The organism is Streptomyces violens (assembly GCF_000717745.1).
Lineage (GTDB): Bacteria > Actinomycetota > Actinomycetes > Streptomycetales > Streptomycetaceae > Streptomyces > Streptomyces violens.
On record NZ_JOBH01000004.1, the window covers coordinates 463,779 to 483,883 of the forward strand.

17 protein-coding genes and 1 pseudogene are annotated in these 20,105 nt (G+C 69.2%); 9 read left to right on the forward strand and 9 right to left on the reverse strand.

Translation table 11 applies throughout. The annotated features are described in order from the left end of the window. Window positions 1–8 precede the first annotated feature (8 nt). Both IF04_RS0110650 and IF04_RS0110655 read right to left on the reverse strand, forming a co-directional pair. Window positions 9–1,511 carry an ATP-binding protein gene (locus IF04_RS0110650; RefSeq protein ID WP_078600130.1) on the reverse strand — a complete coding sequence of 501 codons (1,503 nt, stop codon included), beginning with the start codon at window positions 1,509–1,511 and terminating at the stop codon, window positions 9–11. Window positions 1,512–2,070: 559 nt separating this feature from the next. Further along, the gene (locus IF04_RS0110655) at window positions 2,071–3,000 is read right to left on the reverse strand and encodes a phytoene/squalene synthase family protein (RefSeq protein WP_030253960.1); all 930 of its coding nucleotides are present in this window, start codon (window positions 2,998–3,000) and stop codon (window positions 2,071–2,073) included. Window positions 3,001–3,260: 260 nt separating this feature from the next. Here IF04_RS0110655 and IF04_RS0110660 point away from each other — a divergent pair, with 260 nt between their 5' ends. Then, window positions 3,261–3,821, forward strand: coding sequence for a cysteine hydrolase family protein (locus IF04_RS0110660; protein ID WP_030253963.1), 561 nt, complete (start codon window positions 3,261–3,263; stop codon window positions 3,819–3,821). Window positions 3,822–3,890: 69 nt separating this feature from the next. Here the strand turns inward: IF04_RS0110660 and IF04_RS36565 are convergent, their stop codons facing one another. Together IF04_RS36565 and IF04_RS39270 are read right to left on the reverse strand one after the other, a co-directional pair. After that, window positions 3,891–5,150 (reverse strand): caspase family protein, encoded by a 1,260-nt coding sequence (locus tag IF04_RS36565; protein ID WP_051831037.1) that lies wholly within the window; start codon window positions 5,148–5,150, stop codon window positions 3,891–3,893. A 7-nt stretch (window positions 5,151–5,157) separates the two neighbouring features. Beyond that, on the reverse strand, window positions 5,158–5,544 hold the full coding sequence (locus tag IF04_RS39270; RefSeq protein ID WP_211259788.1) for an effector-associated constant component EACC1: 387 nt from the start codon (window positions 5,542–5,544) through the stop codon (window positions 5,158–5,160). A 335-nt stretch (window positions 5,545–5,879) separates the two neighbouring features. On the opposite strand from IF04_RS39270, the gene rutA reads away from it, so the two are divergent. Next, entirely contained in the window at window positions 5,880–6,995 is a 1,116-nt protein-coding gene (gene rutA / locus IF04_RS0110675) for a pyrimidine utilization protein A (protein ID WP_051831040.1), read from the forward strand. An 11-nt stretch (window positions 6,996–7,006) separates the two neighbouring features. Here the strand turns inward: rutA and IF04_RS0110680 are convergent, their stop codons facing one another. The 4 genes from IF04_RS0110680 to IF04_RS0110695 form a co-directional block, all read right to left on the reverse strand. Beyond that, window positions 7,007–8,053, reverse strand: a complete 1,047-nt coding sequence (locus IF04_RS0110680) for an FAD-binding oxidoreductase (protein WP_030253973.1) — start codon at window positions 8,051–8,053, stop codon at window positions 7,007–7,009. Between the two features lie 14 nt (window positions 8,054–8,067). Continuing rightward, window positions 8,068–9,369 (reverse strand): aromatic ring-hydroxylating oxygenase subunit alpha, encoded by a 1,302-nt coding sequence (locus tag IF04_RS0110685; protein WP_051831043.1) that lies wholly within the window; start codon window positions 9,367–9,369, stop codon window positions 8,068–8,070. A gap of 41 nt (window positions 9,370–9,410) precedes the next feature. Beyond that, entirely contained in the window at window positions 9,411–11,471 is a 2,061-nt protein-coding gene (locus IF04_RS0110690) for an NADH:flavin oxidoreductase (RefSeq protein WP_245654357.1), read from the reverse strand. 159 nt (window positions 11,472–11,630) lie between these two features. Further along, window positions 11,631–12,413: an IclR family transcriptional regulator gene (locus tag IF04_RS0110695; protein WP_030253980.1), complete on the reverse strand. Its 783-nt coding sequence runs from the start codon at window positions 12,411–12,413 to the stop codon at window positions 11,631–11,633. Window positions 12,414–12,691: 278 nt separating this feature from the next. On the opposite strand from IF04_RS0110695, the gene IF04_RS0110700 reads away from it, so the two are divergent. From IF04_RS0110700 to IF04_RS0110715, 4 genes are all read left to right on the forward strand, one after another. Continuing rightward, entirely contained in the window at window positions 12,692–13,174 is a 483-nt protein-coding gene (locus tag IF04_RS0110700) for a DedA family protein (protein ID WP_030253982.1), read from the forward strand. 104 nt (window positions 13,175–13,278) lie between these two features. Then, a complete protein-coding gene (locus IF04_RS0110705; protein WP_030253984.1) occupies window positions 13,279–13,704 on the forward strand; it encodes a cupin domain-containing protein in 426 nt (141 codons plus the stop codon). A 50-nt stretch (window positions 13,705–13,754) separates the two neighbouring features. After that, window positions 13,755–14,504: an SDR family oxidoreductase gene (locus IF04_RS0110710; protein WP_030253987.1), complete on the forward strand. Its 750-nt coding sequence runs from the start codon at window positions 13,755–13,757 to the stop codon at window positions 14,502–14,504. Window positions 14,505–14,814: 310 nt separating this feature from the next. After that, window positions 14,815–16,155, forward strand: coding sequence for an APC family permease (locus tag IF04_RS0110715; RefSeq protein WP_063829466.1), 1,341 nt, complete (start codon window positions 14,815–14,817; stop codon window positions 16,153–16,155). Here the strand turns inward: IF04_RS0110715 and cimA are convergent. Further along, window positions 16,074–17,723: a citramalate synthase gene (cimA, locus tag IF04_RS0110720; RefSeq protein WP_063829457.1), complete on the reverse strand. Its 1,650-nt coding sequence runs from the start codon at window positions 17,721–17,723 to the stop codon at window positions 16,074–16,076. The genes IF04_RS0110715 and cimA overlap by 82 nt on opposite strands. A gap of 291 nt (window positions 17,724–18,014) precedes the next feature. On the opposite strand from cimA, the gene leuD reads away from it, so the two are divergent. The 3 genes and pseudogenes from leuD to IF04_RS35630 all read left to right on the forward strand — a co-directional run. Continuing rightward, window positions 18,015–18,614 (forward strand): 3-isopropylmalate dehydratase small subunit, encoded by a 600-nt coding sequence (leuD, locus tag IF04_RS0110725; protein ID WP_030253994.1) that lies wholly within the window; start codon window positions 18,015–18,017, stop codon window positions 18,612–18,614. A gap of 104 nt (window positions 18,615–18,718) precedes the next feature. Then, window positions 18,719–19,333 carry an Lrp/AsnC ligand binding domain-containing protein gene (locus IF04_RS0110730; protein WP_063829458.1) on the forward strand — a complete coding sequence of 205 codons (615 nt, stop codon included), beginning with the start codon at window positions 18,719–18,721 and terminating at the stop codon, window positions 19,331–19,333. 182 nt (window positions 19,334–19,515) lie between these two features. Further along, a pseudogene (locus IF04_RS35630) lies at window positions 19,516–20,105 on the forward strand (aconitase family protein); the annotation flags it as partial.

Genomic DNA, 20,105 nt, shown 5'->3' on the forward strand with positions numbered 1-20,105 from the left:
CTAATGGCTCAGTTACTGCTTGGACTCTCGTCATCGCTCGGGCCATCGGGGCGATGCACCGGGGAATCGGCTCGGGAATCGCCGTAGGCGCCCTCGTGGAAGGCGGCCAGCCACATCCCGGCCTGCGGGGGTTGCTCGACCGGTGCCGGGGACGGGGAGTCGGCGGCGGGGGAGGCCGCGGGCCTCGGCCGCGCGGGGGGAACCACCGCGCGAGTACGCCGTCTGCGCTGCGGGAGGCCATTGGCGGGGCGCGGAGCGTCAGTAGGCACCGGTTCCTCGACAATCGCGCCGTAACGGCGCTGCGGTCCGAGGGTGTGACGGGGCGGCGGCAGGGTGGCGGCCTTGGCGACGGCTCCACCGGGCGCCGGTGTCACGGTGATCAGGGCCGGCGGGACGATCAGGACGACGCGTACGCCGCCGTACGCGGATGCGCGGAGGGAGACTTTGAAGTTGTTCGTGTGGGACAGCCGGCCGACCACTGCAAGGCCAAGCCGTGGTGACTCGCCCAGGTCGTCGAGGTCCAGTCCGCTGGCGGAGTCCTGTGCCAGGGCCCGCTCGGCGCGGATCCGGGCTTCATCGGTCAGGCCGAGCCCGGCGTCCTCGATCTCGACGGCCACCCCGGACTGGACCTCGGTCGCGGTCAGATGAACCCGTGTCTGTGGCGGTGAATAACGAGTCGCGTTGTCCAGCAGCTCGGACACGGCGTGGATCAGTGGTTCGACCGCGCGTCCGAGAACTCCGACGTCGGCCACCGAGTGCAGATCGACACGCTGGTAATCGGTGATCCGGGACATGGCACCGCGCAACACATTGAACAGTGGAATGTTCTTCTGCCACTGACGCCCCGGCCGGGCCCCGCCGAGTACGGCGATGCTGTCCGCCAGCCGGCCGATCAGCGCGGTCCTGTGATCGAGGTGCAGCAAGTCGCCGAAGACGTCCGGATCATTGCCGTGGCGGTCCTCCATCTCCCGCAGTTCCTGGGCCTGTTGATGAACGATGGCCTGGACCCGCCGGGCGATGTTGACGAAGGCCCGCTGGGCGGAGTCGCGCAGATCCTCCTCGGCCTCGACGGCCTGGAGGACGTAGCGGAGCACCGCATGGTGTGCAGCTCCGAATCCGGGGCTGACGTGGGACACAGGGCAGGTGTTGCGCAGTACGTTTTCGACCGGGACGCCTTGCTGAAGCTGCGCCATGGCCGCGGGCAGGATCTCCTTGGCCATCCGTACCGTTTCGGTCTCCTGCTCGGCCAGCTGTCGTTGCAGCATCGCCTCACTCGCGGCGCGCTGCCTGCGCAGCCCGGCGATCACACGTCCCCGGCGCGCCGCCTCCCCGGCGGCGACGGCCACCGCCGCCGTTGCGAGGAGGCCGGTCCAGGCGGTGTGGGCGCGGGCCATTGAGGGCGTCAACCACACGGCCAAGGCCGTACATATGGACAGTAGTGCGGGTGGCAGCAGCCACATTGCGGCGGAAGTACGTCCCGGCCTTCCGGGTGACGAATCAGCACGAACCATCGGCATCCTCAGAGCACTAAGCACTAATGGAGAGGGGTGGGGCGTCATGCACGGCAAATACGGACGCCAGGAGAAGAGGTGAAGGAGTGAAGGAATGAAGGAATGCGAACAAGGTCGATGAATCTCGGTACACGCTCACCAATGCGTGGACACAGGGCATTCCAAGTTCACATTCCGCACGCGGAGCCGGGTCCCAGGACGCCCGGGCCCTCGCGTGATGGACGCATCACGACAGCCGGCAGGGGCGTGTGGTAACCGCCACAACTAGCTGCGCGGCAGTGAGCATAGCGGGACCTGAGCGGCTTTGTGTGATGAGTGCATATAACACATGAATGCACTTGCGTGCGAAAATCTAGAGAAACGTTTTGGGCTGGCTATTCAGCAGAATTACGCCCGGTCAGCGGAACTGCGCCAGACTTGACGGTCATACCGTCATGCCTGGAAAGGCTTGACGGACCTGACAACATCGCCGCGCTCGGGAGTTCATCGCACCGAAGGTGAGCAGCAGCGCCGCCGTCGCGGCCACGGGACGGACGGAGGGGCCGATGCCCCGGCGCCCCTACTGACGTCGCTGCTTCCGGGCAGCGAGGTAGTGCTGCAGCAGCACCCCTAGGGCGGCTGGTTTTGATGCGCCCGCTTCCTCGTGCAGGAGCTTGCCGCCTCTCCTTTGCACATCCTCCAGTTGCAGTTCCTGCACCCGGATGAAGGCGCGCAGGAAGGGTTGGTTTTCCACCGCCACCAGGTCGGGCAGGTCCCGGCAGGCGCTCAGGCCGACGCTTACGGCTCGGGCCTGCGCCTGGACGAGCTGCTCCAGCGCGGGTGCAGACGTGGGTGAGGGGCTCAGGAGGTCATCGACTGTGAGCCCGAAGTGCGCCAGCTCCGCGCGGGGGATACCGATCCGGCTCTGCGAGGCGTCCTCGGACAGGTCTGCGAGGAAGTCGGCGCGTTGCATGGCCTCGATCAGGGTACGGCAGCCGCGTTCGAATGCCTCAGCCTGCTCTGCTTGTGCCGTCGGCGCGACCAGCGACGCGGTGAGCATGAACGCCGGATGCGAGTAGGCGTCCACGTACGCCTGGAAATCGCTCTCTTCCTCGAAGCCCGTCCAACCGGCCTCCAGGCGCGCGCCGTCCAGGAACTTCTGCACGTATGCCGACAGCTGCGGGTGCCGTTCGGCCGTGTCGGCCAGAGCCCTGAGGACGGGCCGATCGGACGTGCCGTGCTCCACTGCCTCTCCGACCTGCCGGCCCCAGGAGTGGAGTGCGTCCCGCCGGGTGGCCACCTCACCTACGTCGATGCGCCTGTCGGTTTCGTGCATGAACGCCACGGCGGCGATGACGGACGGCTGGAGATGTGCGGGCAAAAGCAGCCGAAGGGCCAGGAACTCCTGGAGCTTGAAGCGCCGAACCAGCCGGCGCTGGGCTTCGTAGTCCTGTCGCAGCGGTGGATTGTTGATGCCGGCCTCGGTCAGCGCGGTGGACCACCTGGTCAATGCTCTCCTCGTTCTCTCGGTTCGGCGCTCCCTGGTTGCATCAACGGCGCAGGAGGACGCGCGCAGTCTGCAGCAGCATGCCAGGTCGGCGGCCTCTTCCGCGCACCGGGACAACGACTCGAGGGCGTAGGCAAGTTCCGGGCGGGTCGAGGCAGTCCGTGCGCACCGCCACCGTGCCCGAGGCCGCCGCGTAGGATCCGAGCACGAGCGTCACAACCCGGCCCGTTTTCACACCGAACCGCTTCGTTTCCGGAGGCGACATGAGCACCGCGCTTCTTGTGATGGACGTCCAACGGGCCATCGTGGACGTCGCCGACGACGTCTCCGGATACCTGCCACGCCTGCGCAGGGCGATCGACGGGGCCCGGGCGGCGAACATCCCCGTGATCTACGTGGTCATCGCGCTACGTCCTGGTTTCCCGGAAGTCGGCACGCGCAATAAGGCTCTCACTGCTATCGCACAGGCCGACCTCTACGTCGAGGGCGCCCCGGGGACCGAGATCCACCCCGAGGTCGCGCCCCGGCCGGGCGACGTGGTGGTCACCAAGAGGCGGGCGAGCGCGTTCTCGGGCAGCGATCTCGACGTGGTGCTGAGGGCACGTGGTATCGACAGCCTCGTGCTCGCCGGCATCGCCACCAGCGCTGTGGTGCTGTCCACCCTCTGCCAGGCCAACGACCTGGACTTCGGCCTCACCGTCCTCTCGGACGCCTGCCTGGACACCGACCCGGAGGTGCACCGGGTCCTGATCGAGCGACTGTTCCCGCAGTGGGCGGAGGTCGTCACCGTCGACGACTGGGTCAAGGCGATCCCACTTCAGTAGCGGCGGATCAGGTGCCCGTGCCCTCACCGAAGCCGGAGAGATCCGGGACGCCCACCCGGCCATTACCGATCATTCGCAGTACGGCAGTTCGTCCTGGAAGGTGGCGTACGAGTGCGCGTCCAGGGAGACGGCGCTGACATAGACGTTCCGGTTTCCGGTGTCGTCGTCCGTGCGTAGCCACAGGGACGTGCTGTGGCCGTTGTTCTGGTACGGCTCTCCCTCCTTCTTGCAGTAGAAGTAGTTGCGGCCTGCGTTGAGCGAGCCGGCGTGACTGGCCTCGTCGGCGTCGGGGGTGAAGTGCGTCCACTGGGTGACGACGGTGCGCAGGACATGAGCAGACCTGCCCGGACTGTCGCCCCCCGGGGATCCGCCGGATCCATCGCCCCCTCCGGCGCCGTCGCCCGCGTTACTGCGGATGGCGCCGATGACGAGAGCGGTGACGACTACGGCCACGACCAGCGCGAACGCGACCGCGACCGCCCATCGCCCTCGTGTACCGGGCCTGGGCAGCCACCGCCTCCCGCCACGGCCCGCGTCCTCCTGCAACGGCACCACCACCTCGCTCTTGGGCGGAGGTGGGACCGGCCCGCGGGCGAGCGCGAGCCGGGGGGCGTCGCCGGTCGCCCGGCACTGGGGCCCGGGTAGCCCGGAGTCCCTCAGCCTGCCTCGGATGTGCCGGAAGATCTCATCCAACGTGAGCGGCCGCGGCGCCGCGAGCGCGGTGAGCAGGGCGCTGGTGAAGGCGCTGTTCTGGGATCCCAGTGGCGCGTAAGAGGGGGAGGTCGCGTTGGTGGAGGTGAGGGTGTATGTGCCGCTGACCGGGAGTTGGCCGACAACCAGGTCTTCGGGGGCGGCCATGGCCTCGATCGCGCGGCCGGAGAAGCAGCAGTCGAGGACGAGTACGCGCGCCCGCGCCCGCGCTTCGGCGAGGTCGCGTTTGACGTGCGTCAGCGGCAGAGCCGTGTACTTCAGGTTGGCGCGGTCGGTGTGTGGCAGCGCCAGGTGGAGCAAGCCGTCGTCGTCGAGCACTCCGTGGCCGCTGTAGTAGACGAGCAGCAGGTCGGTGGCTTCCTCGGCGGCACGGGAGAGGGCCCGGCCGACGGCGGCCTGGTCGACAGGAGGTTCATCGAGGCCCAGTACCTTGCAGTGTTCGGCCTCCGCGTCCTGCGGGGTGAAGAGGCCGTGCCCGGTGTGGGTGAGGGCGTTCCGCAGGTCCGACAGGTTGTTGCGGACGGCGCGAAGGGGCGGCAGTCCTTCGTCCTGAAAGCTGTCTACGCCGATGCAGACGGCGCGGCTGGCGGCGCTGCCGGGGAACCAGATACCGGTCATCGCGCAGTCAGTCCCGCGGTGGTGCCATGAGCCGCTCGACCTCACGGACGACGGCGATGGGGTCCTGGGTCCGGCGTACGTCGATGGTGACGCTGCGGCCGTCGGGCCCCGTGACGGTGACCGTGACGTCCGTGCCGCGCTGCCCCAGCCAGGCCGACAGTGACTGTACGAGGAGCGCTCCGGCTCCTCCGGACCCCAGCGTCACGGCCAGAAACTCCAGGACCCCGCCCATTTCGCCCACGCGGGCAGGACGGTCCACCAGGCGCAGTCGCCCGCGGATCCCGTCCTCCCGGCTGAGCCAGTCGCGCAGCGAGCGCATGTGCCGATCGGGTTCGGCGCTCTGCACAGCCAACGTCAGTTCGGTCTCTGACGCTTCGTGATCTTGCGGATACATGAGGTTATTGTGACAGTCTCACGGGCCTCCTGAGAAACCTTCTGAACCACCGAGCAGCCAGTAGGCGGCCAGGGCCGCCAGCGGTGCCGCGCAGAAGGTGAGCAGGTCGACGGCGAGTTGGTCCGGAGCGAGCTGTTCGAGTTGGGGAGCCAGTTCGGTTGCGTATGTACCGGACGTCGGTTCGGCCGGGCTGTCGCTGCCTCTCGCGTCAACCTCCGCTGGGCGTGCGCGCGTTGGCCGGTCGCGCCGTGTTGCAGCGTCCTCCGTGTCGGCGTCTCTGCGATCATGGATGGGAAGTCCTTGCTTGGCTGCCCCCCAACCCGTGAAGGAGCGGTATGGACATCGGTGTCTTCATTCCCATTGGCAACAACGGCTGGCTCATATCGAAGAGTTCTCCGCAGTACATGCCGAGCTTCGAGCTGAACAAGGCCATCGTGCAGAAGGCTGAGGAGCACGGGCTCGACTTTGCTCTGTCGATGATCAAGCTCAAGGGGTTCGGCGGCGAGACCGAGTTCTGGGATCACAACCTCGAGTCGTTCACGCTGATGGCCGGACTGGCCGCGGTGACCGAGCGGATCAAGTTGTACGCCTCCACGCCGATCCTCGCCCTGCCGCCGGCGATCGTCGCGCGGATGGCGGTCACGGTCGACTCCATCGCGCCCGGGCGGTTCGGGGTCAACATCGTCACCGGCTGGGCGCCGGGTGAGTACACGCAGATGGGGCTGTGGCCCGGGGACGAGCATTTCGGTAACCGTTATGCGCGGGCTGCGGAGTACGTCAGCGTGATGAAGGAGCTGTGGAGCGAGGGGGTCAGCGACTTCAAGGGCGAGTTTTATGAGATGGATGGGTGTGTGCTGTCCCCGCGTCCGGCGAACGGCCACATCGACATCGTTGCCGCGGGGCAGAGCAGTACCGGAATGCGCTTTGCTGCCGAGCACGCTGACTACAACTTTGTTCTGGGCAGCGGTGTCAACACTCCGCTCGCGCTGTCGGACACCACTGCCGCGCTCGTGGATGCGGCGGAGGAGACGGGGCGGGACGTCGGGGCGCTGCCGCTGTTCATGGTCATTGCTGATGAGACCGACGAGGCCGCCCGCGCGAAGTGGCAGGACTATCACGACCACGCCGACCTCGCCGCGTTGGCGTACATGGCGGGGGAGACGGCCGCGGACGCGACGGACGACGAGTCGGCCACCGCACGGACCATCTCGTTGCCCGAAGGTGCTGTGAACTTCAACATGGGCACGCTCGTCGGCTCGTACGAGACCGTGGCGAAGATGCTGGACGAGATCGCCGAGGTGCCCGGGACCAAGGGGATCATGCTGGTCTTCGATGACTTTGTCGAAGGGATTGAGGACTTTGGTACGCGCATTCAGCCGCTGATGAAGTCGAGGTCGGAGCGGTCGGGGAGGTCAGAGCGGTCGGGGGAGTCGCGCCGTCACAGTTCGTGAGGTCGAGATCGTCATGCGTCGATCACCAGGTGGTCCAGTGGTTTCGCGCAGCACAGCAGGATTTTGTTGTTGGCGATCTCGCGGGGGCGGATACCGCCGTTGTGTTGCATGTCGACCGAGCCCGCGAGCAGCGTGGTCTTGCAAGTGCCGCACATGCCCTGTGCGCATGAGGCCGGCAGGGTGATGCCCGCGCGGGACGCGGCGGCGAGGACGGGGGTGCCTGCGTCGCAGTCGATCGTGCGCCCGCTGCGGGTGAACTCGACTTTGTAGCCCTGTCCGGACTGCGCAGTGTCGGTGGCGGTGTCGGTGTCGGTGTCGTGCTCTGGGGCGAGCGGCTCTTCGAAGGTGAAGCTCTCCTCGTGGTAGCGGGTCATGTCGAAGCTCTCCGTGGAGAGCATGTGCCGTACCGCTGCCATGTAGCCGGTGGGCCCGCAGGTGAAGACTTCGCGTTCGAAGAAGTCCGGGGCGATCTCCCGGAGTATCTCCGTGTTGAGCTGTTCGCCGCGCTCGTCGAGGAGATGGAACACACGGAAGTTGGGTGCGGTGGCCGTGATGAATTCGAGTTCGTGACGGAAGATGATGTCGTCGTAGGTGCGGGCGCTGTGGACGAACGCGACGTCAACGGGGTGCGCCAGGTCGTACAGCGTCCGGGTCATCGACATCACGGGGGTCACGCCACTGCCCGCTGAGAGGAAGAGGTACTTCGGCGCCGGATGGCGGGCGAGGGAGGACTGGCCGAGTGGGCCCCGTGCCCGCACGGTGGTGCCCGGGGACAGGTGGTCGTGGAGCCAGTTGGAGACCAGTCCGCCCGGGACGCGTTTCACCGTGATCGTCACGAGGTCGGGGCGGGTCGGCGGGGAGGAGATGGTGTAGCAGCGCTCGACGGGGCGGCCGTCGATGTCGAGTACGAGGGTGAGGAACTGGCCGGGGTCGTGCCGGAACAGTTGGGGCTCGGTGGGTTCGAGGACGAAGGTCCGGACGTCGGCGGTGACGTCGTGGACCTGCTTGCACACCAACAGCCCGTCGCTCCAGGCGGGCGGGAGGCTTCCGGTCGTCATCGCCGCTGTTGTCATCATCGCTCCAGGGGGGCTTTCGCATCTGTCTTCACGTCTGTCTTCACGCCAGCCTGCAGGTAGGTCTTCAGCCGGGTGATGTACCAGTTGATGAAGTCCTCGACCTGGGATTCGGTCGGGCTGTAGGGGCCGGGTACGTAAGCGGGGCTGCTGATGCCCTGCTGGGCGCGGGCGACGAAGGCCGCGTCCTGCTCGTTCGTGGCAGCCCATACGTGGGTCAGGGAGTCGACGTCGTAGTCGACGCCCTCCACGGCGTCGGCGTGCACCAGCCAGGTGGTGCGTACGAGGGTGCGGTCCGGCGCGAGTGGGATGACGGCGAAGGTGACCGCGTGGTCCGCCGCGAAGTGGAACCAGGCGTTGGGTTGCAAGTGGAAGCCGAGGCGGCCGAGGCGGGCCGTGGGGAAGTCGGCCAGCAGCCGCTGGACCGCGGCCTTGCCGTCCGCCGTGAAGGACTCACCGGCGAGGTCGAGCGGTTCGCGCTGGATGCGGAAGCCGGTGGGACGGTTGTCCAGTTCCTCGATCGTGGCGTAGGGCAGGCCCAGCGATTCGTAGGTCGCGTGTGCCTCCGCTTCGGCTCTCAGGAAGCGCTCGTAGGTGGGGCGGAGGGCCGGCGGGACGGTCTCCTCCGTGAAGTTGTAGAGGGGGAAGTAGCAGCGCTGTAGCTCGGGGTGGCCGGCGCAGTGGTAACACTCCCGGTTGTTCTCCATCGTGAGCTTCCAGTTGGCGTGCTCGACGAGGTCGATCTGGTGCGCGACCTTCGCGTGCCGCAGGCGGTGCGGTGCGATGTAGGGCTCGACGCGTTGGGCGACCTCGTCGAAGTCGGCGGGTGGTTGCGCGGCGAGGCAGAGGAAGACGAGGCCGGCGACGGTGCGCACGTGGACGGATTTGAGGCCGAAGCACGAGGGGTCGAAGCCGGGAGCTTGTGACTCGGCGTGCAGCAGCGTGCCGTCCACGCCGTACGTCCAGTGGTGGTAGCCGCAGACGATGTTGCCGACGGATCCGCGTTCCTCGTTGAGGATGCGTGCGCCCCGGTGCCGGCAGACGTTGTGGAAGGCCCGCACCTCCTCGTCGTCGTCGCGGACGATGATGACGGAGTACGGTCCGACGGTGACCGTGATGTAGTCGCCGGGCTCGGGGAGTTCGGCCTCCGCGGCGGCGAAAATCCAACTGCGGGCGAAGACGGCTTCGATGTCGAGGCCGAAGAACTCGTCGCTGAGGTAGAAGGGCGCTTCGAGGCTGTGGCCGACGGTGCGTCGGGCGACGAGGTCGGCAGCGCTCGTGACGGGGGCTGATGGGTTCATCTCATCTCTCCCAGGGCTCGTCATCTCTTCCGTGGCTCCCGTCAGACCGGCAGGCACAGCCGCAGGGCGTCGTAGACGGCGGCGTGGATGTTGCGACTGGTGACCGCGTCACCGATGCGGAACAGTTGGTACCGGCCCGCGTCGTTGCGTACGACCGTCTGCTCCTCGTGCGCGAGCAGGGCGCGGTGGTCGACCTCGCCGAGATTGCGGGAGCCGGGCAGCAGGTCGGTGTACAGCTCGTCGTTGGGGAGAGTGCCGTGCTCGACCACGACATGGTCGACGACGCGTTCGGTCTCGGCCTCGGTGTACTCGCTGTAGAGGGTCGCGGTGAGACGCCCGTCCCCGGTGCGGCGCACGGAGCGCAGACGCTGGGCGAGGGTGGTGGTGACGCCGTGTTCGGTGAATGCCTTTAGATACGCCGGCGAGTTCATGCTGCCGACGTCCGGTGCCAGCGTGCGTTCCGGTGTGACGTAGTGCAGCCGGGCACCGGCCGGGGCCAACAGCTCCACGGCATCCAGCGCCGGATAGCCACCGTGGTCGTCGTAGACCAGTACCCCGCCGGCATTCCGCGGTCGCAGGGAGCCGGACATCACGTCCCATGTGTCGGCGACCAGGTCTTCGCCCTCGGTGAGGAAGGAGCGGTTGGGCATGCCGCCGGTGGCGATGATGACGAGGTCGGGGTGTGCGGCGAGTACGTCCGGGGCCTCGGCATAGGCCCCCAGGCGCAGGTCGACGCCGAGGTGTTTGCACTCGGTGACCCGCCAGTCGACGATGCCGAGCAGGTCGCGGCGGCGGGGGTTCTGTGCGGCGAGCCGCACCTGGCCGCCGGACTCGTCGCTCGCCTCGAACAACACGACATCGTGGCCGCGTTCGCCCAGGACGCGCGCGGCTTCCAGCCCGGCCGGGCCGCCCCCGACGATCACCGCCTTCCTGCGGCGGCCGAGGGTCGGGGTGATGGTGTGGGGTACCCGGAGTTCGCGTCCGGTGGCCGGGTTGTGGATGCACTTGGTGTCGCCGGAGTCGTAGATCGCGTCCAGGCAGTAACTCGCCCCGACGCAGGGCCGGATGCGGTCCTCCTGACCGGAAGCGATCTTGGCGACCAGATGCGGATCGGCGATCTGCGCCCGGGTCATGCCGACCAGGTCGAGGAGCCCTTCACGAATGGCATACCGGGCGGTGGCCACGTCCGCGATACGGGCCGCGTGCATCACCGGGATGTCCAGGCGGCGCTTGACCTCGCCGGTGAACTCCAAGTACGGCGCGGACGGCGTGCCCATGGACGGGATCGTCTTCGCCAGGGAGGCGTCGCTTTCGATGGTGCCGCGGATGGCACTGATGAAGTCGATGCCGTCGGTGCTGAATCGCTCCGCCGCGACCAGCGCCTCGTCGGGGGTCAGGCCGCCGGGGAGGCGCTCGTCGAGCGCCATCCGGATACCGACGACGAAGTCCGGGCCGACGGCCTCGCGCACGGCGCGGATCACCCGGCGAGGGAAGGCCATACGGTTTTCCGGGCTGCCACCGAACTCGTCGTCGCGCCGGTTCGTCGCGGGGGAGAGGAAACTGTCGAGGAAGTGGCCGTACGACTGGAGCTCGATGCCGTCCAGCCCGCCCGCCTGACAACGCAACGCGGCGGCGACATAGTCGGCGACGATGCGGTCGAGGTCCCAGGGCTCGGCGGCCTTGGGGAACGCCCGGTGCGCGGGCTCGCGCAGCGGCGACGCGGACACCACCGGCAGCCAGTCACCGGAGTAGTTGCTGGTCCGCCGCCCGAGATGGGTGACCTGGCACATCACGGCCGCGCCCGCGCCGTGCACATCGTCGGCGAGCCTGCGCAGCCACGGCACGACCTCGTCCCGGTACAACAGCAGATTGCCGAACGAGGGCGGACTGTCCGGGGAGACGACCGCGGAGCCGCCGATCATCGTCAGGCCGACGCCGCCGCGCGCCTTTTCCAGGTGATAGGCGCGGTAGCGGTCCTTGGGCAGGCCGTCCTCCCCGAATGCCGGTTCGTGGGAGGTGCTGACCACCCGGTTGCGCAGGGTGAGGTGCTTCAGCCGGAAGGGCTGGAGCAGGGGGTCCATGGTCATGGTCTGTGCGCGCACAACCGCTCCTAGGGAAGCTCTGTGGCTGACTGACGACTGCTGCTCATGACACTCAAAGCGCGTTTCGCATTGCGAAACAGATACGCTATGCGAGACAAATGTGCGGCCGGGGCGTACCCGTCGTCAACCCCTTCCGTAGAGTGATCGGGCGCGCCGTGGTCAGCCGCGCCGGAGGTAGCCCTTACGCCACGAGATCTTGTCGCCGGCCGCGACGAGCTGCTCGGCGAGCCGGGGAATCGTGTGGTCGTTGATGCGGAACGTCGGACCGGAGATGGTCACGGCGGCGATCACTTGCCCGTTCAGGGACCTGACGGGGGCCGAGAGGGCGGCCAGCCCGATCTCGTGCTCCTCGCTCGTGGCGCCGTAACCCAGTTCGCGGACGGTCTGCAGCTCCTCCTTGAGGAGCGCGGGGTCCGTGATGGTGTGCGGAGTGAACTTCTCCAGTGGCTGCGCGAGGATCTCGGCGGCCTGCTCCTGCGGCATGTGGGCCAGGAAGACCTTGCCCGCGGAGGTCGCGTGTATGGGCGTGCGCTTACCGACCCAGTCGATGCTGGTGATGGCCGCGCTGCTGATCACCTGGTCGACGCTGATGATCGCCTGCCCGTCGTGCACCACGAGGTTCACCGTCTCGCCGACGGCCGCGGCGAGCTCCTGGCAGATCGGACGGCTCAGCAGCGACAGATCGCTCCCCTTGGTCGCCCCGCCCGCGAGCTCCACCACGGTGTAGCCGATGCGGTACCGCCCGCGTTCGCTGTCCTGCTCGACGACGCCCCGGGACTCAAGGGTGGCGAGCAGCCGGAACACTGTCGACTTGTGGACCCCGAGGGCCTCCGCGATGTCCGTGACGCCGGACGGGCCTTGTACGGCCAGTACTTGCAGAATCGAGACGGCTCGATCCACCGACTGCACCGACGTGTCGCGCGCCCGACCCTTGCCACTCATGCCGGAAGCCTATCCGAGCAGCCTGCGCGGGCCTCCGGCCCTGGCGGTGCACGGCCGGGGGCGCCCTGTACCCGGGGTACGGGCGTTCGGTTAACCTGGCTGTGCCGGGTGGTTCTGGTGGGAGACTTTGCCCGGAATGTCCAGCGCAACGGTACTCTGCGTCGGGCTCGGGGATCGGCGTCGCCCTCGCACACACGCAGGGACGGAACCGGCAGAAACAGACCGCAGGTGAGACATGGAGACCAGGCTCGTACGCGCGGCGCCGAGGGCGGGGCGTCGTGGATAAGATCGCGCTCACGGCCGCGGGTCTCTATGTCATCGTGCTGCTGCGAGCCGGCGGGACGTTTGCCGTCGGGTGGCTCGCCGGTGCCGGTGCCAGGCGCGGCAGGCTCGCCCGCCGGATCTCCTCGGCCAAGTTCCAACGAGCCGAGCGGGCGATCCAGCGGTGGGGCGCGCCGGTGGTGGCCGTCTCCTTCCTGACCGTCGGCTTCCAGACCGCTGCCAACTTCCTCGCGGGGAGCATGCGGATGCCCCTGCGGCGCTACCTCCCCGCGCTGTTCGTGGGGGGAGCGGGCTGGGCGCTGGTCTACGCGACCGCGGGGCTCGGCGCACTCGAAATGCTGGCCAGGTTGTTCGCCGAGCAGACGGCGCTCGGCGTGGCCGCGGTCGCCGTCCTTCTGCTCGCCGTGTGCGGCGTGGTGGTGTACCGGAGAAGGAGCGCTGCTCGGGCGCCCCGAGAGGCCGCGGCCGAAGATTCCTGAAACGTGTCCGGATCGGCGCTCACCGAGCGTGTGGGGGCTCTGAAGAATGGAGCTCCCGCAGGGGATGCTCGCGAGCCGTCGCACCGGCACTGCAGGAGGCCGTCATGCCCGAAACCGGCGAGCAGCCGCGCTCGGAGGCGTGGAAGACCGCGCTCACCGTGCTGCAGGAGGTCACCCCGCCCGCCATCCCGGAGGGCGCGCACGTGATGACCGTACAGATCGAGTACCCGCCCGGCGACCCGGGCACTCCGCCGCACCGCCACCCCGGACCGGCCTTCGGCTACGTGCTGGAGGGCGAGATGCGTTTCGAGCTGGAGGGCGAGCCGGAGCGGATCGTCCGTGCCGGGGAAACGTTCTGGGAGCCGGGCGGGGACGTCATTCACTACCAGGACGGCAACAGCCGCACCGACACGCGGCTGCGTTTCCTCGTCACCATGCTCTGCGTGCCGGATCAGCCCATGCTCGTCCTGGTCGATGACGATGAACTGAAGCAGCGTGCGCATTTGCGCGCGCCCCGGCCGACGCCCTGACGCGGCGCCGTCGAGCTGACGCAGCGCCGTCGAGGCAAGGAGTACGCGACGTGAAGATCGTGGTCATCGGAGGCACCGGACTCATCGGCAGCAAGGTGGTCGGCAAGCTCAACGACCGTGGGCACGAGGCGGTGCCCGCCGCGCCCAATACGGGTGTCAACACCCTCACCGGCGAGGGCCTCGCCACCGCGCTGGCCGGGGCGGAGGCGGTCGTGGACGTGACCAACTCGCCCTCCTTCGAGCCTTCGGCGGTACTGGACTTCTTCACCACCTCCACCCGCAACCTGCTGGCCGCCGAAGCGGCGGCGGGCGTGGCGCACCACCTGGCGCTGTCGATCGTCGGTATCGACGGCCTGCCCGACAACGGCTACTTCCGGGCGAAGGTGGCCCAGGAGCAACTGATCAAACAGGGGCCGATCCCTTACTCGATCGTCCGGGCGACGCAGTTCTACGAGTTCGTCAAGGGCATCGCCGACACCGCCACCGACGGCGACACCGTGCGTGTGCCGCCCGTGCTCTTCCAGCCCATGGCGGCCGACGATGTCGCCGAAGCGGTGTCCAGGGCCGCCGTGGAGGCCCCGCTGAAGGGCACCATCGAGGTGGCCGGGCCCCAGCAGTTCCGCTTCGACGAGCTCATCGCCCAAGCACTGCGCGCATGGCACGACCCGCGTACGGTCGTCCCCGACCCGCACGCCCACTACTTCGGTTCCGAGCTGGCGGAGCGCAGCCTCGTCCCTGATGACGGCCGCGCCCGCCTGGCCGTAACCCGCTTCGACGACTGGCTGCGCCGCTCTTCTTGAAGCCGCTCCTCCTGAGTACGGCACGCGAGATCCACGAACGCCTGGGGGCCGCTCCGGTGCCGGCGAGCACCAGTGGCACGATCATCGCCCGGTGCGCCGTTTCCACCACGATCCGCGGTGTGGTGTCGGCCTTGGCGCATACGCTGTGCATTGCGCCCGCGGAATTCCGGGATCACCGAATCAAGTTCATCGGTGAACGACGTTCAGCGGCCCGTTTCGAATGCCGTTCACCGGTCCCGGCATCTTTCCGTTCATCGCCTTACGTTCGGCGGACACAGTCGAACGCAAGCACGGTGAACGGAGAGAGTTCATGGAGAAGGTGCGGCAGCCGGAGACCCGGGAGGCGGCGCGGCCGAGACCCCGTGGTCTGGGGGTCCGGCCGGGCACGGCGCTGTGCGTGGGGGCGATCCTGGGGCCGGGCGTACTCACCCTGCCGTCGTCGGCCGCCGCGGCGGCCGGCCCGGCGTCGCTGGTGGCCTGGGTGGGGCTGGTGATCCTCAGCCTCCCGGTTGCCCTGTCGTTCGCGGCCCTGGGCGGCCGCTACCCGGACGGCGGGGGAGTGGCCACCTACGTCCACCGGGCCTTCGGGGCGGCCGCGTCCGCGCCGGTGGGCTGGTGGTTCTACTGGGGCGTGCCGATCGGCGTGTCCTCCGGCGCGCTGATAGGCGGCGAGTACGTGGCCCTGGCGGCGGGCTGGGGCCCCGGCACCGCACCGTTGGTCGCGCTGCTGGTGCTCGCGGCGGCGGCCCTGGCCAACCTCGCCGGGCTGCAGATGTCCGGCCGGCTCCAACTGCTGATGGTCGGGCTGCTGGCCGTACTGCTGCTGGTCACCATCACCGTGGCGGCCGGGCACGTGCAGGCCGACAACTTCCGCCCGTTCCTGCCGCAGGGCTGGACCTCGGTCGGCAGCGCGGCGAGCGTGCTGTTCTTCGCGTTCGCCGGCTGGGAGGCGATCAGCCACCTCTCGGCGGAGTTCGCCGAGCCCCGGCGCGATCTGCCGAAGGTGACCCTGCTGTCCTGGGGCATCGTCTCCAGCCTGTACATCGGGCTGGCCGTCGTCACCATCGGCGTGCTGGGCGGCGGCGCCGGCCGGACCACGACACCGCTCACCCTCGTCCTGGAGGCGGGCATCGGCTCGCCCGCTCGTATGGTGGCCGCCGCGGTGGCGCTGTTCCTCACCTTCGGCGCGGTCAACGCGTATCTCGCGGGCGGCGCCCGACTGGGCGCCGCGCTGGGCCGCGACGGGGCGCTGCCGCGGCGCCTGGTGTCCGACACGAGTGAGGCCGGTACGGTGCCGCGCCGCAGCCTCGTGGTCATCACCGTCACGGGCATGGCCATCACCCTGGCCGCCGCGGTGAACGTCATCACCCTGGACACACTGCTGCGCGCGACCTCGGCGTGTCTGACGGCCGTCACCATGGCCGGGGTGGTCGCCGCGGTCGTGCTGCTGCCGCGCGGCAGCGCGCTGCGCACGTCGGCCATCATCGGCAGCGTGGTGATCGCCGTCGTCCTCGGGTTCTGCGGGTTCTATCTCCTGCTGCCGGCCGGGCTGGCGGGCGGCGCAGTGGCCTACCGCGCGCTGCGCGGCCGGGGCGCGGACGGCCCGGAACGGACGCCGGTCAAGAACTCCTCGGAGCGCAGCAGACCGTAGACGTACCCCTCGTGCAGGGCCCGGAAGGACGCGCTGACCAGGTCCGGGTGCACGCCGACCGTGGTCCAGGTGCCGTGCTCGTCGGCCAGGGTGACCAGGACGGTCGCCGGGGACCCGGCACCGCTCCCGTGGCCCGGCAGCCGCACGTCGCAGTCGCGCAGCCGCAGCCGGGAGACGCCCGGGTAGTACGGTTCCAGCGCGTCGCGCAGGGCGGCCGCGAGGGCGTCGGCCGGGCCGCTGCCCTCGGCCGTGGCGATCGCCCGGTCGTCCTTGACGCGGAGCTTGACGGTGGCCTCGTCGGGGGCGGCGGTCGCACCGTACTGCTCGGAGATGCAGCGCCAGGACTCGACCGTGAAGAACTCGCGGATGCCCGTCAGCTCCTGGCGCAGCAGCAGTTCGAAGGACGCGTCGGCGGACTCGTAGGTGTAGCCGCGCCGTTCGCGCTCCTTGATCTGCGCGATGATCCTGCCGACCGCCTCGCGGTCGTCGCCCACCTCGATGCCGAGCTCCTTGGCCTTGAGCTCGACGGAGGCGCGGCCGGCCATGTCGGAGACCAGCATCCGCATGGTGTTGCCGACCAGTTCGGGGTCGATGTGCTGGTAGAGGTCGGGGTCGACCTTGATGGCGGAGGCGTGCAGGCCCGCCTTGTGGGCGAACGCGGAGCCGCCCACGTACGGCTGGTGGGTGGCGGGCGCCAGCCGTACGGTCTCGGCGACGGCACGGGAGACGCGGGTCAGCTCACGCAGCCCGCCCTCCGGGAGCACGGGGATGCCGTACTTGAGCTCCAGCGCGGCGACGACGGCGAAGAGGTCGGCGTGCCCGGCCCGCTCGCCGTAGCCGTTGGCGGTGCACTGCACGTGCGTGGCACCCGCTGCCACGGCGGCGAGGGTGCCCGCGACCGCGCACTCGGCGTCGTTCTGCGCGTGGATGCCCGGCCGGGCACCGGTTTCGGCGAGGACGTCGCGTACCACCGCCGTGAGGTGACCGGGCAGTGACCCGCCGTTGGTGTCGCGCAGGACGACGACCTCGGCACCGGCCCGCGCGGCGGCACGGACGGCCTCGGTGGCATGGCCGGGGTCGGCGCGGTAACCGTCGAAGAAGTGCCCGTACTCGACGAAGACGCGGCGGCCCGCGTCGCGCAGGTACCGCACGCTCCGGGCGAGCGCCGTCAGTTGTTCGTCCGGTGTGGTGCCCGGGGCTGCCGCCGGGTGGCGGGGGTCGGCGTCGGCGGTCAGGGTGAGCACCGGGGCCGCCGAGTCCAGCAGCGCCCGTATCCCCGGATCCCGCCCCGGGGCCGTGCCCACCGGAGCGGGCTCGCCGTGCGCGACCAACTGGGCGTGTACCAGGTCGAGTTCCTCGCGGGCCCGGGCGAAGAACTCCCGGTCCCGCGGGTCGGCCCCGGGCCGGCCACCCGCGAGGAACCCCACCCCGAAGCCGTCCAGGTGCCGGGCGATGGACAGCCGGTCCGCGACGGTCAGGTCGATGCCGTCGTGCCGCGCGCCGTCGAGCAGCGTCGTGTCGAGGATGTGGCAGCCGTTTCGGGGAGCAGCGGGACGAAGCGCAGTCATGGGCGTACCTACCACGGTCTCGGGAGCATGTGCACGCGTTGTGTCTGTCGGGCAGCGTGTCGTAACAGGGCCGCGGACCGAGGCCGCCCTTCCACTGGGCGCAAGACAACTTGCCGTCGCCGTCCGGGCCTTGGTGGGGTTGTCGGAGCGGGTCCGAGGTCCGGTGGTCCGGCTCGCGCGGCACGGTCTTCGGCTCAGTGGAAGACCCGGCGGCGCGTCGGCGGCCGGACAGTAGAGTTCCGCGCGAGCTGCCCGTGCCGGGCAGGCTGCACGGCCAGGAGGAGAGATTTCGTGACGGAGTTCAGCGTCCATCGGGGCACCGCGGTGCCACTGCGCCGGAGCGAGATCGACACGGACCAGATCATCCCGGGCCGGTTCTGCAAGCGCGTCACGCGCACCGGATACGCCGACGCCCTCTTCGCCAACTGGCGCGACGAGCCCGGCTACATCCTCGACCGCCCCGAGTACCAGGGCGCCACGATCCTCGTCACCGGTCCGCACTTCGGTATCGGCTCGTCCCGGGAACACGCCGTGTGGGCGCTGCAGGACCACGGCTTCCGGGCCGTGGTCGCCCCCTCGTTCAGCGACATCTTCCGCGGCAACGCGCTCACGTGCGGGCTGCTGCCGGTGCAGGTCCCGCAGCGTACGGTCGAGGCGCTCTGGGAGGCCGTGGAGGCGGACCCGGCGCTGCCCGTCACCGTGGACCTGGAGCGGTGCGTGGTGCACGGCGGCGGCGTGGAGGCGTCCTTCCCGGTGGAGGAGACCGTCCGCCAACGGCTGCTCCAGGGGCTGGACTTCATCGCCGCGACACTGGAGTTCGACCCGGACATCACCGCCTACGAAAGCGGCCGTGCGCGGTGGATGCCGACCACCACGGTCCCGCTGCGGTAGCCTCGGCCTTCACTTGCGCACGCTGCCGCCCTATTGGATGATCATGGAAAGTGGCGTCACAGAGGCGCAAGGGGCCGTATCGGTCTGCCGGGGGAGAGGTACGCGTGGATCTGGACGAATTGGATATCGCCATCCTGCGCTCGATTCAGACCGATGCCCGACAGACCAACCGGGAGCTGGCGGCCAGTGTCGGGGTGGCGCCCTCGACCTCCCTGGAGCGGCTGCGCTCCCTGCGGCGGCGCGGAGTCGTCGAGGGATTCACGGCCAATGTGAACTTCTCGGCGATCGGGCGGCCGGTGCAGGCGCTGATCTCCGTGCGGATCCGGCCGCCGTCCCGGCGGGTGCTGGAGTCCTTCCGCGAGTGGGTGCGTACGTTCCCCGAGGTGGTCGGTCTCTTCGTCACCACCGGGAACGAGGATTTCCTCCTGCACATGGCCGTGCCCAGCACGGAGCGGCTGTACGACTTCGTCATCGACCGGCTCACCGAGCGCCGGGAGGTGGCCGATGTCCGCACCTCCATCGTGTACGAGCATCTGCAGAACCGGCTCATCGAACCGGTCGGCCCGCAGACGCGGGACACCCAGCGGCGGCGCGGCGCGGTGAAGCCCGTCGGACAGGGCGACCGGACCGAGCGGCCCGACCGGAGTGAGCGGCCCGACCGGGACGAGTGGCCCGAGCGCGGCGAGCGGCCCGACCGTGGCGAGCGGACCGGGGGCTGACCGACGGCCCGGAGCTGATCCGGAGCTGATCCGGAGCTGACTTCCACTGACCGGTAGAGCGCGACCGGGATTCCCCGATCGCGCTCTACGGTGACGACTGCGAACGCATGCATTGCGATTCATTCGGATTCATTCCGGTACGTCGTCAGATCTCTTGAGATATTTCCAGGTGGAGGACAGTGATGGGACGGACACTCGCGGAGAAGGTCTGGGACGACCATGTCGTCCGGCGCGCGGAAGGCGAGCCCGACCTTCTCTTCATCGATCTGCATCTGCTGCAGCGGGTCGCCGGGTGCGCCGCACGGATCTGACCATCGCCACCGAGGACCACAACACCCCCACCCTGGACATCGACAAGCCGATCGCGGATCCGGTCTCGCGCACCCAGCTGGAGACGCTGCGCAAGAACGCCGCGGAGTTCGGGGTGCGGCTGCACCCCCTCGGCGACGTCGAGCAGGGCGTCGTGCACGTGGTGGGCCCGCAGTTGGGCCTGACCCAGCCGGGCACCACGGTGGTCTGCGGTGACTCCCACACCTCCACCCACGGCGCGTTCGGCGCACTGGCCTTTGGCATCGGCACCAGCCAGGTCGAGCATGTGCTGGCCACCCAGACGCTGCCCCTGTCGCCGTTCAAGACGATGGCGGTCACCGTCGAGGGCGAGCTGCCCGACACGGTCACCGCCAAGGACCTGATCCTCGCCATCATCGCGAAGATCGGCACCGGCGGCGGCCAGGGCTATGTCATCGAATACCGCGGCCCGGCCATCGAGAAG